Origin of the sequence: Nocardia sp. NPDC050717 (genome assembly GCF_040654275.1) — a bacterium.
GTDB lineage: Bacteria > Actinomycetota > Actinomycetes > Mycobacteriales > Mycobacteriaceae > Nocardia.
In genome coordinates, this window is the sequence record NZ_JBFAHR010000001.1 from 747,276 (window position 1) to 760,715 (window position 13,440).

Here is a 13,440-nt window from a genome sequence, read left to right on the forward strand (position 1 = left end):
TCCGGCGGCGGGTGGTCGCCGCCGGACGTCTGGCTGCGGCTACTCGAGTTCTTGTTCGGCCTTGGCCAGCGCCGCGAACTCCTCGTCGGGCGACTTGGCGACCAGGTGATGGCGACTGTAGAGGCCGAAGTAGGCCATGAAGGCGCAGAACACACCGAGGGTGAACAGCGCCGCCTTCGGGTCGACCAGGAAGGTCGCCGCCACCGACGCCGCCGCGATGACCAGCGCGAACGCGGTGGTCGCGATGCCGCCCGGGGTGCGGTAGGGGCGCGGCATGTTCGGCTCGCGGACCCGGAGCACGATGTGGCTCACCATCATCAGCACATAGCTCACGGCGGCGCCGAACACCGCCATGTTCAGCAGCATGGCGCCCTCGCCGGTGAGCGAGAGGGCGAAGCCGATGAGGCCGGGCACGATCAGCGCCAGCACCGGCGCCTTGCGGGAGTTGGTCACCGAGAGGCTGGTCGGCAGGTAGCCGGCACGCGAGAGGGCGAAGGTCTGCCGCGAGTAGGCGTAGACGATGGAGAAGAAGCTGGCGACCAGGCCTGCCAGGCCGATGTAGTTGACCACCTTGGCCACCGGGCTGTCGCCGAGCGCCTCGACCAGCGGGTTGCCGGAGGACGACGCGTCCTGGGCGCCGAGCGCGCCGGTGACCAGGAACAGCACCACCGCGCCGGTCACCACCAGCAGCAGCATGGCGACGATGATGCCCTTGGGCACGTTCTTCTCCGGCTCGGTGGCCTCCTCGGCGGCCAGCGGCACACCCTCGACGGCGAGGAAGAACCAGATGGCGAACGGGATCGCGGCCCAGATGCCCATGTACCCGAACGGCAGGAACGACGACGCGCCGGTGGCGTCCGGGTCCGGTGCGACGTTGGTCAGATTGGCGACATCGAACTTGCCGAGCGCGGCCACGGCGAAGATCGCCAGACCCACCAGCGCGATCGCGGTGATCACGAACATCGCCTTGAGCGCCTCGCCCGCGCCACCGAGGTGGATGCCGATGAACAGCGCGTACACCGCCAGATACACCCACCAGCCGTCGGTGATCCCGAACAGGTTCAGCGACTCCACGTACGCGCCGATGAAGGTGGCGATGGCGGCTGGGGCGATCGCGTACTCGATGAGAACCGCTGTGCCGGTGGCGAATCCGCCCCACGGTCCGAGCGCACGCCGGGCGAAGGTGTAGCCGCCGCCCGCGGCGGGCAGCGCCGAGGACAGTTCGGCCATGCCGAGGACCATGGCCAGATACATTCCGGCGATGACGATCGCGGCGATCAGCAGGCCGCCGAAGCCGCCTTCGGCGAGGCCGAAGTTCCAGCCGGAGTAGTCGCCGGAGATCACATAGCTCACGCCGAGGCCGGCCAGCAGGACCCAGCCCGCCGAGCCGGAGCGCAGGGTGCGTTTGGCGAGATAGTCGTCGCCGGGGGTGTCCGCGCCCGTGGCGGGGATCGCGTCGGTACTCACAGGGGTAGCTCCTCATCAACAAACAAGCGCGTAGCGACGGCAACGGTGATCGTCGAGGGTTGAAGAATGGTTGACGACTGTTACGGCCGTGGATCCCGCAGGTCAGCGGCGCGTATCGAGCGCCGCCGACCTGCGGGAACAGTGTGATGGTTGGTGTTTCACATCACTGGGGAACGGTGTCACCGGTGGGTGGCGGAGGCTGGGATTCCAGCTCGGCCACCTCCTCGTCGGTGAGCAGGCGGGAGCGGATCAGGAACCGCACGCCTTCGGGGGCTTCCAGCGAGAAGCCGCTGCCCCGGCCGGGCACCACGTCGACGGTGAGATGGGTGTGCTTCCAGTATTCGAACTGGTCGGCACTCATCCAGAACGGGGTGTCGTCGGGCAGATGGCCCAGCAGCACGTCCGAGCGACCCACGCGGAATTCACCGCGTGGGTAGCACATGGGGGAGCTGCCGTCGCAGCAGCCGCCGGACTGGTGGAACATGACCGGGCCGTGCCGCCCGGTCAGGTCCCGCAGCAGCGTCGCCGCCTGTTCGGTGAGGTCGACGCGCTGCCCCATCAGAAGAAGCCGAGCTTCTGCGGCGAGTAGCTGACCAGCAGGTTCTTGGTCTGCTGGTAGTGCTCGAGCATCATCTTGTGGTTCTCGCGGCCGATGCCGGACTTCTTGTACCCGCCGAAGGCCGCGTGCGCGGGGTAGGCGTGGTAGCAGTTGGTCCAGACCCGGCCCGCTTTGATCCCGCGGCCGAGGCGGTAGGCGGTGTTCATGTCGCGCGTCCACACACCGGCGCCGAGGCCGTAGAGGGTGTCGTTGGCGATCTTCAGCGCCTCGTCGGTGGAGTCGAAGGTGGTCACCGCGACGACCGGGCCGAAGATCTCCTCCTGGAACACGCGCATGTCGTTGCTGCCCTTGAAGATCGTCGGCTCGATGTAGAAGCCGTCGCCAAGACCGTCGACGTTGCGGACCGCGCCGCCGGTGAGCACCTCGGCGCCTTCCTTCTTGCCGATGTCGATGTAGGACAGGATCTTCTCGAACTGGTCGTTGCTGGCCTGCGCGCCGATCATGGTGGCCTCGTCGAGCGGGTTGCCGCTGACGATCGCCTTGGTGCGCTCCACACAGCGGGCCATGAACTCGTCGTAGATCGACGACGCGATCAGCGCGCGCGACGGACAGGTGCACACCTCGCCCTGGTTGAGCGCGAACATCACGAAGCCCTCGATCGCCTTGTCGAGGAAATCGTCGTCGGCGGCCATCACGTCGGGCAGGAAGATGTTGGGGCTCTTGCCGCCCAGCTCCAGCGTCACCGGGATGATGTTCTCGCTGGCGTACTGCATGATCAGGCGGCCGGTGGTGGTCTCGCCGGTGAAGGCGACCTTGGCCACCCGCGGGCTCGACGCCAGCGGCTTGCCCGCCTCCACGCCGAAACCGTTGACCACGTTGAGAACTCCCGGCGGCAGCAGATCCGCGACGAGCTCGACGACCTTCATGATCGAGGCCGGGGTCTGCTCGGCGGGCTTGAGTACCACCGCGTTGCCGGCGGCCAGCGCGGGCGCCAGCTTCCAGGTGGCCATCAGGATGGGGAAGTTCCACGGAATGATCTGGGCGACAACGCCGAGCGGCTCGTGGAAGTGGTAGGCGATGGTGTCGTTGTCGACCTCGCTGATCCCGCCCTCCTGGGCGCGCAGCACGCCGGCGAAGTAGCGGAAGTGGTCGACCGCCAGCGGCAGGTCGGCGGCCAGGGTCTCGCGGACCGGCTTGCCGTTGTCCCAGGTCTCGGCGACGGCGAGGGCCTCGAGGTTGGCCTCGATCCGGTCGGCGATCTTGTTCAGGATGTTGGCGCGCTCGGCCGCCGAGGTGGCGCCCCAGGCGTCGGCGGCGCGGTGGGCGGCGTCGAGCGCCAGTTCGACGTCGGCGGCGGTCGATCGCGCGATCTCGCAGAAGGGCTGTCCGTCGACCGGGGAGGTGTTCTCGAAGTACCGGCCCTCGACCGGCGGAACCCACTTCCCGTCGATGAAGTTGTCGTACCGCTTGGCGTAGCTGACGATGCTGCCCTCGGTGCCCGGCTTGGCGTAGATCATGTGCGGAGGCTCCTCGCTGATTCCGGTGAAGCGTGACGCCCATCACTATCCGCCGCGAGGGTTGATGAAACGTTGAAGCCGACCGATCAGGCGCGAAGTGCGCTGTGGAGGCGGGCGGCGGCGACCGCGCGCCGCGTGTCGCGCGGGGGCAGCAGTGTCATGGCGTGTTCGTGGACGGCGATGTCGTCGGGGGCGGCTTCGCCGTAGGTCAGCGCGTGGTCGGCGTCGGTGCTGGCCAGGACCGCGTTGCGCATGGCGACCGCGAGGTAGTCGCGCCATTCGCTGATGCCGGGCGTATCCGAATCAGGAAGCAGCGGACCGTGATACAGCCGCACTGCGGTGTCGACGTCGCCGGATTCCAGGGCGCGCAGCACGTCGACGGCGTCGCAGGACAGGGCGGTGGTGAAGCGGTAGACGCGGCTGGTGATGTCGCCGCCGGTGGCCCGGCGCAGATACGACATCTCCGACTTCAGGGTGCTCGCGCCGACCGCGCGGTCGCCGTAGACGGCGTAGTGCAGGCGTTCGTGGCTGTAGCCGTCGTCGTCGAGGGCGAGCAGGGTGAGGATCTCGAGCTGGCGGGGGCGCAGCCGGATCGGGACGCCGTCGCGCACCAGGCGCCCGGTGCCGAGGCAGGTCAGCCGCATGCCCGCCGGTGCGGGCGCGGCCGCGTGCAGCTTGGCCTCGATCGCGCTGGTCATGGTGCGCACGGTGGCCATGGCCAGCGGGTGGGAGCGCTTCCAGGTGGTCGACAGGTCGAGTACGCCGAGCAGGGTGCCGTCGGCCGCGCGGATCGGCGCGCAGTAGCAGACCCAGCCGTGCAGCGCCGCGACCAGGTGCTCGGCGGAGAACACGGTGTGCGGTTGATCGGTGCGCAGCGCCAACGAGAGCGCGTTGGTGCCCATGTGCGCCTCGTCCCACCGCCCGCCCGGCGCGAAGTTCACCTGCTCGGCCCTGCGCCGCATGACCGGGCCGCCGTAGGTCCACAGGATCGTGCCGGAGGCGTCGGTCACCGCGGCGACGTAGCCCGCGTCGTCGGCGACGCTGTGCAGTTGATCCTGCAACTCGGTGACCGGCCCGCGCAGCGGTGACTCCGCCCAGCGCGGACCGATGTCGCCGGCTTCGCTCTCCGGCGCGTGATCGCGGGCCGGATCGACCGTGCGCAACGAGCGCAGCCACGACTGCGCCACCTCGGTGCGGACCGACGAACTGCGCCCGAGCGCGGACTGCCCCGCGGGCACCCACTGCGCCCACTCCCGCTCCAGCGCCGCGCGCTGGGCCGAGAGCGTCAGCTGCGGTGCCATGGTGTTCCTGTTCGGTCTCGATCCGGGGATTTCACCTCCAATCATGCCCCACCCGCGCGTGCTCAACGGCGGTTTCGGTAGCCGTGGGCCCCGCTGCTCACGGCCGGGGCTACCGTGACCCGATGACATGGATCGGCGGGCGGGTCACGACGACGGCGCGGCGGTGCGGGTGAAGGTCGACGAACTGGACCTTGCGCTGATCACCGCACTGCAGGTCGCCCCGCGCGCGTCGTGGGCCAGGCTGGCCGGACCGCTCGGGGTGGACGCGGCGACGCTGTCGCGGCGCTGGTCGGCGCTGCGCGAGAGCGGGACGGCCTGGCTGACCTGCTATCCGGGGTCGGGCTTCGCCGCGGTCGGAGTGCTGGCGTTCGTGCAGGTCGACTGCGAGCCGAGCGAGCTCGCGGCGGTGGCCGCGGCGCTCGCCGGGCTGCCCGCGGTCGTCAGCGTCGAGCTGGTCGCGGGCGCGCATCCGTTGCTGCTCACCGTCGGCTCCGCGTCGGCGGCGCTGTTCACCGAGCAGCTGCTGGCCTTCGGCCGGGTTCCGGGGGTGCGCGGGCTGCGGACCCACCCGGTCCGGCGGTTGCACCGGGAGGGCAGCCGGTGGCGATTCGACGCGCTCTCACCGGGACAGCAGCGCGAACTGGCCGTGGACACGGCGCCCGGAGCCGAGGAGCCCGCACCCCTGTCCGCCGAGGAACGCGCGCTCATCCTGGCCCTCGGCGTCGACGGCAGGCGGACCGTCGCCGCGCTGGCCGCGGAGCTGGGCCGCCCGGAGGCCACGGTGCGCAGGCTGCTCGGCAAGATGCTCGACGGTGGCAGGGCGGTGCTGCGCTGCGAGGCCGCGTTGCCGGTGACCGGCTGGCGGGCCACGGCCACGCTCTGGCTGAACATGCCTGCCGCCGAACGTATTCCGGTGCTGGAGGCGATCGAGGGGATGCGCGACACCCGGCTGTGCGCGGCCACCGTCACCGACGCCGACGCGATCGCGGTGACGTGCTTCCGCGGGCTGGACGGTCTCGCCGACTACGAGGCGCGGCTCGGCGCGGTCGCGCCGGGGCTGCGGGTCCTCGACCGCGCGGTGACGCTGCGCTGGGTGAAGCGGATGGGCAGACTGCTCGGCGAAGACGGTCGCGCCACCGGGTACGTGCCGATGGATCTGTGGGCGGCGGCGCCCACCTGACGGATCCGTGCACGACGACCCCGGAATTCGCCGGAATCCCGCGTTTGCGCGGAGTGGCATCCGGCCGCGAGTACGACAGAGCCATGTTTGCCACGAAGACCTCCCGCCCCACCGCTCTCGGCGCCGCGGCGCTGCTCGCCGCCGGTTCCCTGCTGCTCGGCTGCTCCTCCGCCGACACCGTCGCGGCGCCGCAGGCACCGGCCGGACTCGACTTCTACACGCCAACGGCCGACACGGTCGCGGGCGAGCACGGCTCGGTGATCTGGTCGCGGCCGCTGTCGGGCATCCCCGGACTGGCGAACGCCGACAACCATCTGGTGCTGTACCGCTCGGTCGACCCGAAGGGCGAGACGGTCGCGGTGTCGGGCGTGGTCGCCGTGCCGCGCGGCGAGGCGCCCGCAGGCGGCTGGCCACTCATCTCCTGGGCCCACGGAACCACCGGCATCGCCGACGCCTGTGCCCCTTCCCGCGACACCGACGAGAACTACCCCGCGCACGCCTACATCTCGCGCACCCGGGTCGTCCAGCAGCGTCTGCTCGACGCCGGCTACGCCGTCGCCATGACCGACTACCAGGGCCTGGGCACTCCGGGCAGGCACGGCTATCTCATCGGCGAAGCGCAGGCGCGAGCCGTCACCGACATCGCGCGCGCCGCTCGTGAACTCGCGCCGAGCATCGGCACCCGCTGGGCCACCATCGGCCATTCCCAGGGCGGCCAGGCCGCGATCTTCACCACGGCGGTCGGGCCGGCCTGGGCACCGGAGCTGCAACTGGTCGGCGCGGCCGCGCTGGCACCCGCCAACAACAACGGATCGCGCCTGGCGCTGCTGCGCGCCGCCGCGGAGATCGGCCCCGCCGCCGACATGACCGAACGGCGCGCGGCGCTACCGTTCGCCCCGCTGGTGATCGCGGGCGCCGAGACAGCGGGTGGATTCGATCCCGCCGCCTTCCTGACTCCCCAGGCCGCAGGCAAGCTGAAGCTCGTCGACGACAACTGCATTCCGGCGCTGTCCACCCCTGAGCAGTGGACCGGGCTCGGTGTGCACGAGGTGGTCGAGCCCACCGGCGACCTCTCGGGTATCCGCGCCGTCCTCGACGCGAACGAGCCGACCACCGTCCGCTCCGCCCTGCCGCTGCTGGTCATTCAGGGCAGGCGCGATGTCATCGTGGTCCCCGAGGGCACCGACGCCATGGTCGCCCAGCTTCGCGCCGCCGGCACCCCGGTGGACTACCGAACCGACGAATACGCCGACGCCGACCACCGCGCCATCCTCGAATCCGGCCTGAACACCCTCCTCACCTGGACCGACACCCACTTCGACCAGGCATGACACCTACGCCGACCTCGACCTCGGCTCGCTCGATCGGGGCGCCCTGCCGGCGATCACGCTCGCCCAGATGAACCGGCGCCGCCGAATTCTTACCGATCGGTCGTGCATTCCGGGTGAGGATCGACGCCGCTGTCGAGCCGGTATCGGATTCCAGTGCGACAAGCAGGTCTCGCGGCTGCACAGCTGGATCGGTGCGAGTGCACGACGTCGTCGCCACTTCCCGCGATGCATGCGCACTCCGTGACGACGCCGCTATTGCGACCGATCGGTCAAATATGCGACGCTTCCTTCGTCAACCATGACGAAGCAGGAGATCTGATGAAGCTCAAGGCAATTCGCGTCGGGGTCGGTGCCGCGGCGTCGGTGGTCGCCGTCGCGTTGGCGCCGTCCGCCTCGGCCACCGTCACCGGTGTCACGATCGAGTCGGGAACCACCCTGGGGACCCACAGCCAGGGCACCGGCTGTTCCTACACCGTGACCGCCACGGTGGACGACGACACCAAGACGGTCTACTTCTTCGAAGAAGGGCAGGGCCCCACCGGTTTCGCCGGCGCGAAGCCAGTGGACGGGGTCGCCGAAGTGACCTGGACGCCTTCCAAGGCGGGCATCTCCTACATCTACGCGGTCCAGCCCGACGCCTGGCCCGAGACCCGGCTCCCGGTCGACGTCGGCACCGGCGTCAACCTCGGCTCGGCCTGTCTCGCTGTCTGATCCCTCCCCACCCTCCAGGAGTTCGACCATGACCACTCTGCGTGGAATCGCCCTCGCCGCCCTGCTCGGCGCGGCCACCATGATGGGCGCCGGCTCGGCTGTCGCCGAACCCGCCGCGCCCGCGGTGCCGCGGGCCGGGTTGATCGGCCCGCCGATTCCGTCGCTGTGCGAAGGGCACCCGCTGCTCGCGGCCTGGTGCTTGATCGCCAGCGGCTCGTAGCGGTCACGGCCGGGCTACCCTCCGTGAGGGTGGGCTCGGCCGTGAGGTCGGCCGCCGGTGGCATCGGAAGACGGCTGCCGAAAAGATGTCAATGATACTGCGGTACAAGGTTTCTACGAGACCGCAGGGGGATGCGCGGGGTGGTGTCACGCGGCCACAGTGGGCGGGTGAGTACGGCTGATGCGAACACGACCGAGTCCGGCCGGGCGTACGCGGGCGGGGTGGGACAGGCGGAGTCCGCCGACAGCGCCGCGCCCGGCCGAGTCGCCGCGGCGCGGCCACCGACGGCCGCGCGGGTGTGGTTCGCCCTGTGCGTGTATGTGCTTGTCACGCTGATCGCTTCAGGGATTCTCCTTGCGGTGCAGCCGCATTCGGGCATTGCTCCTGCGGCGTTGTCGCTGGTCCAATTCGGTCCGGCGGCGGGTGCCCTGGTGACGTGGCTGATGTGCCGGCGAACGGTCTCGGGAGTACTTCCGGGAGCGGTCTCCGTGCGGCGGGTGGGGGTGAACGTCGCGGCGATCGTCGCGGTGTGCGTGACGTACTGGTCGCTGATCACGCTCGCCGCGGTCGTGTCGGGCACGGCCACCGTCGGTCCCGCGGCGGTCGGCGGTGTGCCTTTCGCGGCGTTCCTGGTGCTGCAGGTCGTCGGAGCCGGTGGTGAGGAGATCGGGTGGCGGGGACTGATGCAGCCGATGCTGGAATCGCGCATGGCGAAGGTCGCCGCGGTGTCGGTGACCGGGGCGGGCTGGGCGCTGTGGCATGTGCAGGCCTTCACCGCGGGCCCGGTGATCGCCGTTTGCTTCTTCGTCGCGACGATGGCGTTCGCCGTGGTGCTCGGCTACCTGGGCACCGGCAGCTTCTGGCAGCGTGTGCTGGTCGCGGCGGTCGGGCACTGGCTGATCAATGTCGCTGGGTATCTGCTGGCCGGTGACAGCACGCTGGACCGGCCACAGATCGTGTTCGTCGCGGTGGCCGCCGTGCTGATCGCCGCGGCCGTGATGGGGCTCCGGGCACTGGGGCGTTCGCGAACCTGGGCGTGATCCATCGCTGAATCACCGGATCGGGATGGGCCGATCACGCACCGCCGACCGACTCGGGCAGACGCGGCACCGAGGCGACCAGGCGGCGGGTGTACTCGTGCTCGGGCGCGCGCAGCACCGTGTCCGCCTCGCCGGATTCGACGACGCGACCGTCCTTCATCACCAGGACCCGATCGGCGAGGTGCGCGACGACGCCGAGGTCGTGCGAGATGAGCAGCAGGGCGGTGCCGAAGTCGGCGCGGAGGTCGGCGAGCAGGTCGAGGATCTGGGCCTGGACCGAGACGTCGAGGGCGGAGACCGGCTCGTCGGCGACGAGCAGCGCGGGGTTGGGGGCGAGCGCGCGGGCGATGGCGACCCGTTGACGTTGCCCGCCGGAGAGGGTGCGCGGGTGCCGGTCGAGCACCTCGCGGGCGAGGCCGACGGCGTCGAGGATTTCCCGGACCCGTTTCGCTCGGGCGGCGCCGCGCACGTCGACGGTGTCCAGGCTCTCGCCGATCACCCGCTCGACGGTGTAGCGCGGATCGAACGAGCTGAGTGGGTCCTGCGCGATCAGCTGCGCCGCGCCGCGCAGGGGCCGCAGCTCGCGCTCGGCGAGTTCGCTCCACGGCTTGCCGTCGACGATCACGCGCCCGGAACTCGGCGCCACCAACCGCAGGGCCAGCCGCGCGGTCGTGGTCTTGCCCGACCCGGATTCGCCGACGATGCCGAGGGTTTCGCCCGCGAACAGATCGAAGTCGACCGCGTCGACGACCGTGCGCGCGGCCGCACCCGATCCGTAGGTCTTGCGCAGATCCCGGACCGAGAGCACCACGCGGCTCGCGTCCACCGAGTGCGGACGGTCGGCTCCGTGCGCGGTGGGTGAGTCCGGCGCCGGGAGCCGCGGCCCTGCCGGCGCCTGCTGTTTCGCTGTTCGCGCTGGTTCGGGGGATGTTCGCGGCCCTGCCGGCGCTGGTCCCGCCGCCTGCCTTTTCGCGGTCCACGTTGGTTCGGGGGGTGCGGTCCGTGCCGGCTGATCTGGGGCGGGTGAGGACGGTTCGACGGGGGGATCGGCCGGAACCGAGAGCCTCGATCCCCGCGACGCGGCCGACGGCACCGCCGCGAGCAGCTTCTTCGTGTACGGGTGGGTCGGCCGGGTGAGCACCTCGAGCGTGGGGCCCTGTTCGACCACCTCACCCGCGCGCATCACCAGTACCCGATCGGCCACCTCGGCCACCACCGCCAGATCATGGCTGATCAGAAGCAGCGCGGTGCCCTCGGCCTTGCGGGCGCGCAGCAGCTCCAGAATCTGTTGCTGCACAGTCACATCGAGCGCGGTGGTCGGCTCGTCGGCGATGATGAGGTCGGGATCGCCCGCGATGGCCGTCGCGATGAGCACCCGCTGACGGAGCCCGCCGGACAGCTCGTGCGGATACTGGCGCAGGCGGCGTTCCGGCTCGGGCACCCCGACGGCGGTGAGCAGTTCGATGCTTCGCGCGGTGCTCGCCCGCCCGGTCACCGCGCGCTGGACCTCGGCCAGCTGCGCGCCGACCGAGCCGAGCGGGTCGAGGGAGACGAGCGCGTCTTGGAGCACGAATCCGATGGCGCTGCCGCGGATCCGGCGCCACTGTCGTTCCCGATGACCGCGGGCGTCCTGACCGAACAGGTCGAACGTGTCGGCACCGACCCGCGCGCCCGCACCGGCGAGACCGACCAGCGCGCGCGCCGTCACCGACTTACCCGAGCCCGACTCGCCGACCAGGGCGACCGCCTCGCCCGGCTCGATCCGCAGGTCGACGCCGTGAACCACCTCGCGCACACCATCTTTCGACGGGAAGCTGATCCGCAGATTCTCGATCGCGAGCAGACTCATACCGAGGGCCTTCCGTCGTAGTGCCGTTGCCAGTGCCGCCCCAGCGAGCTCACCGCGATCACCGTCGCCGTCACCGCCACCCCGGGCAGGACGCCGATCCACCAGGCGTTGCGCAGATAGTTGCGGCCCTCGGCGAGCATGGCGCCCCATTCCGGTTCCGGCGGTTGCGGTCCCATGCCGAGGAAGCTCAGACCGGCCGCGCCGAGAATGGCGGTGCCGAGGCCGATGGTGGCCAGGATCGGGACCTGTGCCACCGCGTGGGGCAGGACGTGCCGCCACACCAACGTGGCTCTGGTGAGCCCGAAAGTCCGTGCCTGCTCGACATATCCGGATTCCTGCACGACGAGGGTCTGCGCACGCACCACCCGCGCGAACCTGGGGATCGAGGCGATGCCGAGCGCGAAGATCAGGTTGGTGGTGCCGGGCCCGGTGAACGAGATCAGCACCAATGCCAGCAGCAGGTCGGGGAACGAGGAGACCACATCGAGGAATCGGGTGATCAGCTCGTCGAGCCGCCCGCGTGCCAGCCCGGCCAGCAGCCCGAGGAGAGAACCGGCCACCACCGCGAGTGCGACCGCTGTGACCCCGATGAGCAGCGAATACCGCGCACCGTGCACGACCCGGCTGAACACGTCACGCCCCAGATGATCGGTGCCGAACCAGTGCTGCGCGCTCGGCGCGAGCTGGGCGGCGAGTGGATCGGCGGCGAGCGGATCGCTCCCGGCGAGTACGCCTGGCGCGACCACCGCGATCGCGACCAGCCCGATCGTCAACCCGGCGACAGCGACGCCGGGCGTGATACCGAATCCGTTCGCCTGGTCGGCGATCCGGGCTCGCAGCGAAAGAGCTGTCGTCATGACGCACCTCCGGAGATCTGGCGAGCACGCCGGTCACCTCGACCACCGGACGCTCTCCGCTCGGCCGGGTCGCCCGCACCAAGGGTGAAGCCCAGCGGTTTCCTGCGCAGGCCCGTCACGCCGACAGCCGAGCCCGTCCGCCCTCTGCTGACGGACGCCCGTGCGCACGGCCGGGTTGCCGGTGGGCGCATAGCCACGGCGAGAAGTGAAGTCCACGTGTTGATCTCGTGAGAAATCGAGGCGATCACGCGCCATCACCGCCCGCCGAGTCGCGGCGCAGTCGGGGATCGAGGACCAGGTACAGCAGGTCGACCGCCGTACTGATCACCACGTACACGAAGGCCGACAGGATCGCTACGGCCAGCACGACCGGAAGGTCCTGGGCCAGTACCGCTTCCACGGTGATGCGACCCAACCCGGGGCGGCCGAAGACCTCCTCGATGATCACCGCTCCACCCAGCAGTCCGCCGACGAGCCAGCCGGTCAGGGTGACGGCGGGCAGGGCGGCGTGGCGCAGGCCGTGCCGAACGCGCAGCTGCGTCTCGCTCACCGACCAGGAGCGCACCGTCACCGCGAACGGCTCGTCGAGGGCCCGTTCGAGCCCGTCGCGCAGCACCTGCGAGATCACCGCGCCGAGCGACAGGCCGAGCGCGAGCGCGGGCAGCACCAGGGCGGCGAGTCCCTTGTTCGCCGCCACCGGGAAGATCTTCAGCTGGAAGCTGAACACCGCCAGCAGCACGATGCCGAGCCAGAACGCCGGCGTCGAGACCAGCGCCAGCTCAACGGCATTGGCGACGGCTCGCGCTCGGCGCCGCCGCGCGGTGGTCGTCGCGACCGCGACGGCGAACACCAGCGCGACGAGCAACGCGGCGCCGGTGAGCGCGAGCGTCGGACCGGCCTGCGAGCCGATGACCTCGGCCACCGGCCGCTGCAACACATACGACCGCCCGAAATCGCCCTGCGCCACGTGCCACAGGTAGCGGAAGTACTGCACGATCGCCGGACTGTCGAGGCCCCACTCGGCGCGGATGGCGGCCTCCACCTCCGGCGTGCGCGGCTGCTCGCCGAGCAGCACGTCGACCGTGTCACCGGGTGCGAGCCGCACGCCGAGGAACGAGAGCGTGATCGCGCCCCACAGCACACCGACGCCGGTGGCCACACGCAGCGCGATCCGGGTGACGGCGCCGGCCCGCGCACCGCGTCTCGCGGTGTCGGCCGGTGCCGTCACTTCCGGCGCCAGCGCTTCGGCCGTCATGACCGGCGCACCGATCCCGTACATCCGCTCGCGGCGGTGCGCCTCGTCCCGGTAGTCGGTGCTCCGTGGCGAGCGCCGTCGTCGCGGTGACCGGTGCGTGCCGTCCGGGCCCGGCCGCACACCGGCACGCGCCCGGCCCGCCGGCGGTGGAGC

At 70.8% G+C, this 13,440-nt stretch carries 12 protein-coding genes; 5 read left to right on the top strand and 7 right to left on the bottom strand.

All coding sequences use genetic code 11. The annotated features are described in order from the left end of the window. Positions 1 to 39: 39 nt before the first annotated feature. The 4 genes from eat to AB0H56_RS03495 form a co-directional block, all read right to left on the bottom strand. Complete coding sequence (gene eat / locus AB0H56_RS03480) at positions 40 to 1,467, bottom strand: ethanolamine permease (RefSeq protein WP_357156597.1); 1,428 nt, start codon at positions 1,465 to 1,467, stop codon at positions 40 to 42. Positions 1,468 to 1,630: 163 nt separating this feature from the next. Further along, on the bottom strand, positions 1,631 to 2,026 hold the full coding sequence (locus AB0H56_RS03485) for a DUF779 domain-containing protein (protein WP_357156599.1): 396 nt from the start codon (positions 2,024 to 2,026) through the stop codon (positions 1,631 to 1,633). Beyond that, positions 2,026 to 3,543: an aldehyde dehydrogenase gene (adh, locus tag AB0H56_RS03490; protein ID WP_357156601.1), complete on the bottom strand. Its 1,518-nt coding sequence runs from the start codon at positions 3,541 to 3,543 to the stop codon at positions 2,026 to 2,028. Before adh ends, AB0H56_RS03485 begins: the two co-directional genes overlap by 1 nt. 86 nt (positions 3,544 to 3,629) lie before the next feature. Next, positions 3,630 to 4,844, bottom strand: a complete 1,215-nt coding sequence (locus AB0H56_RS03495; RefSeq protein ID WP_357156603.1) for a transcriptional regulator — start codon at positions 4,842 to 4,844, stop codon at positions 3,630 to 3,632. Between the two features lie 127 nt (positions 4,845 to 4,971). On the opposite strand from AB0H56_RS03495, the gene AB0H56_RS03500 reads away from it, so the two are divergent. The 5 genes from AB0H56_RS03500 to AB0H56_RS03520 all read left to right on the top strand — a co-directional run bounded on the left by AB0H56_RS03500 (position 4,972) and on the right by AB0H56_RS03520 (position 9,326). After that, complete coding sequence (locus tag AB0H56_RS03500) at positions 4,972 to 6,024, top strand: Lrp/AsnC family transcriptional regulator (RefSeq protein ID WP_357156605.1); 1,053 nt, start codon at positions 4,972 to 4,974, stop codon at positions 6,022 to 6,024. 83 nt (positions 6,025 to 6,107) lie between these two features. Then, positions 6,108 to 7,355: a lipase family protein gene (locus tag AB0H56_RS03505; protein ID WP_357156607.1), complete on the top strand. Its 1,248-nt coding sequence runs from the start codon at positions 6,108 to 6,110 to the stop codon at positions 7,353 to 7,355. A gap of 318 nt (positions 7,356 to 7,673) precedes the next feature. Next, positions 7,674 to 8,066 carry a hypothetical protein gene (locus tag AB0H56_RS03510; protein ID WP_357156609.1) on the top strand — a complete coding sequence of 131 codons (393 nt, stop codon included), beginning with the start codon at positions 7,674 to 7,676 and terminating at the stop codon, positions 8,064 to 8,066. Positions 8,067 to 8,094: 28 nt separating this feature from the next. Next, positions 8,095 to 8,286, top strand: a complete 192-nt coding sequence (locus tag AB0H56_RS03515; protein WP_357156611.1) for a hypothetical protein — start codon at positions 8,095 to 8,097, stop codon at positions 8,284 to 8,286. Between the two features lie 167 nt (positions 8,287 to 8,453). Next, positions 8,454 to 9,326 (top strand): type II CAAX endopeptidase family protein, encoded by an 873-nt coding sequence (locus AB0H56_RS03520; RefSeq protein ID WP_357156613.1) that lies wholly within the window; start codon positions 8,454 to 8,456, stop codon positions 9,324 to 9,326. A 34-nt stretch (positions 9,327 to 9,360) separates the two neighbouring features. Here AB0H56_RS03520 and AB0H56_RS03525 read toward each other — a convergent pair whose 3' ends face one another. The 3 genes from AB0H56_RS03525 to AB0H56_RS03535 form a co-directional block, all read right to left on the bottom strand. Then, entirely contained in the window at positions 9,361 to 11,175 is a 1,815-nt protein-coding gene (locus AB0H56_RS03525; RefSeq protein ID WP_357156615.1) for a dipeptide ABC transporter ATP-binding protein, read from the bottom strand. Beyond that, on the bottom strand, positions 11,172 to 12,032 hold the full coding sequence (locus AB0H56_RS03530) for an ABC transporter permease (protein ID WP_357156617.1): 861 nt from the start codon (positions 12,030 to 12,032) through the stop codon (positions 11,172 to 11,174). The genes AB0H56_RS03525 and AB0H56_RS03530 overlap by 4 nt, the downstream gene beginning before the upstream one ends. A gap of 244 nt (positions 12,033 to 12,276) precedes the next feature. After that, positions 12,277 to 13,287: an ABC transporter permease gene (locus AB0H56_RS03535; protein ID WP_357156619.1), complete on the bottom strand. Its 1,011-nt coding sequence runs from the start codon at positions 13,285 to 13,287 to the stop codon at positions 12,277 to 12,279. Positions 13,288 to 13,440: the final 153 nt, after the last annotated feature.